Here is a 2,252-nt window from a genome sequence, read left to right on the forward strand (position 1 = left end):
TCGGATGGGTGACTTGGGTGCAGTACCTATTCCGTACTCCTGCTATCCAGGCATGAACAGCTACCACTGCGATTTCACTGGTACCTCCGCCTCCTGTGCAATTGCTGCCGGGATTGCCGCGCGCGTGCTTGCGCGCGCACCGGAGGCGAAGGGCAGGACATGGGATGAGCCGGGAGCTTATGGTCGCACTTTCGATTACATCCGCACAGTGTTGACCGGGTCTGCGGATGACATGGTTGGCGGTGACAACACACCCTGCTGGGATCCGGAGTATGGTTACGGACGCGTCAACGCTCACAAGGCGATGATTGCGGTCGCCGGAGGCGATCCGAACAACTCAGGAGAAATCGATATTGATGACGTTGTCTATCTGATCGCGTACATCTTCACCGGTGGCCCGGAACCTGAACCGCATCTTGCAGCAGGCGACGCCGATTGTTCTGGGGCGACAGACATTGATGATGTTGTCTATTTGATATCATACATATTCACAGGTGGTCCCGGTCCACGCGCCGCTTGCTTCGAGTGGTTTAATTCCTGCTTGTAGTCTTTGAATGCGCTCGTAGCCCGACTATTAAGCAGGTCTGTATCAGGTCATGCTCATGGAACACCATGAGTGTGGCCTGACGGAGTCATCTCCTCCTTTCACCCGCGCGTCGTTAAAGAATCGATTATTGAGCGATTCGATTTATGCATAGGACCCTAATCTGATCCACTTGCTCTTCACGCTTGAAGCTTGACAGATGTGGTGATTGCGAGATATATTGGATTAGATCGTCAGAAAATCTACAAAGGGAGAAATCAATGCCTACTCAGACGAAAGAAGGCTTCGGGGGCTACGCAATCGCGAGATATAATCCTGACAAGGAGAAACTCTCGCAATCTCCGAAAATCTTCAATGTTGTCGTCAGCTTCGAGGAAGCACTCAAACTGAATCTCGCACTCGATGAATGCCTGAGGCAGGTCAATAAATATGACCGACGAACATCAGGCGGCAAGAAGAAAGGAATCTCGCTGTTAATCCATCTTGAGAAGGACAGAATCAGGATTGTCGAACACCTTACTTGAACTGGGCAGTTTTCCATTCTAATCGTGGCTTTTTTGTATCATATTTGCTCAAATCGACTATAATGATGTCTGAAGATATCAGTAATGGGGAGCGATTACTAACCAATGTCGGAAGCAGCTGACGACAAGAGCAAAGACTTTCTAAAAGGTCATGAGTTCCGGCAGGCTGATTTGCCGAAGACTCAAGAACTCAACCCGCTTGGTCTGATTCTTGGTCAGGGAACTCCTGCTCTCGAAGTCGTCGTATATCGCTCAAAGGGCAAACCACCGAGCGACAGCCTTCGCAAAGTCTGGAAGCAGCGATGGGGTGGGCGAGGTGTTTCGTTTGTGGTTGTTGCTTTGTATGATGATGTTTGCTCTGTCTGCGGCCATACCGAGCGGTCTCGCCAGCCTGCTGCTATATGGCATGATCTGCCGATCGAACATGTCGAACGGCTCTGCGATACTGCACTGAGATTGCCGGATCATCATGCCGTTGACCGTTTCCTTCGCGATCATCTCCCCGAATCTGACTCAACTATATTCGGGATTCACAACCGAGGGCTGCTCGCTACATACCTGTTACAGCGGGGTAAGGATGATGTTGAGAAGTCTGCGTGGGAACTTGCCGCTAAGCAGTCGTCCGGGCTTCGACATCTGAAGGAACGAAATCTGCTGAAGAGCCTTGGGTTCGCGATTGAATCTCTGTCCGGCCCTGCTTCTATTCTCACGGTGGGCGACTCTCGCACCGCTCTGGCAGTGTTTCTCGATCAGAATGAGGCTGCCGAGCTTCCATCTCAGCGTTTCGGCAGTCAGACTCCGATTTCATATGCTCTGCAGCTTGCTCAGGCGCACAATCTCGACTGGGTGATTGTCAATCGAGGCAGCGAGCTCAGGCTCTACCCCACCCGCACCGATGTTGGCGTCGGACGTCGCGGATTGACCGATACATACCTCTCCATAGATATGGAACTGCTGACGGATGACCGCCTGCCGTTTGTCTGGCTTGCCTTCTCGGCTGATGCACTGAAGAAAGATGGCCATCTATCTGAGCTTCGGGAAAAATCTGAACGGTACGCAAAGGGCATCGGAGAGCGACTGCGGGATCGCATTTATATCAGTGTTATTCCTCAGCTTGCCAAGTCCATAGTGAAGGCACGTGACCTGAAGAAGCCGTCAGCGGAAGACCTCGATCTGACATATCA

3 protein-coding genes are annotated in these 2,252 nt (G+C 51.8%); all 3 read left to right on the forward strand.

The window, feature by feature from the left end:
* On the forward strand, nucleotides 1-547 hold a 547-nt coding region (locus KKH67_15805; GenBank protein ID MBU1320641.1), incomplete at its 5' end, for a S8 family serine peptidase.
* A 257-nt stretch (nucleotides 548-804) separates the two neighbouring features.
* Complete coding sequence (locus KKH67_15810; GenBank protein MBU1320642.1) at nucleotides 805-1,068, forward strand: hypothetical protein; 264 nt, start codon at nucleotides 805-807, stop codon at nucleotides 1,066-1,068.
* 105 nt (nucleotides 1,069-1,173) lie between these two features.
* On the forward strand, nucleotides 1,174-2,252 hold a 1,079-nt coding region (locus KKH67_15815; protein ID MBU1320643.1), incomplete at its 3' end, for a hypothetical protein.

The organism is Candidatus Zixiibacteriota bacterium, assembly GCA_018820315.1.
Taxonomy (GTDB): domain Bacteria; phylum Zixibacteria; class MSB-5A5; order JAABVY01; family JAHJOQ01; genus JAHJOQ01.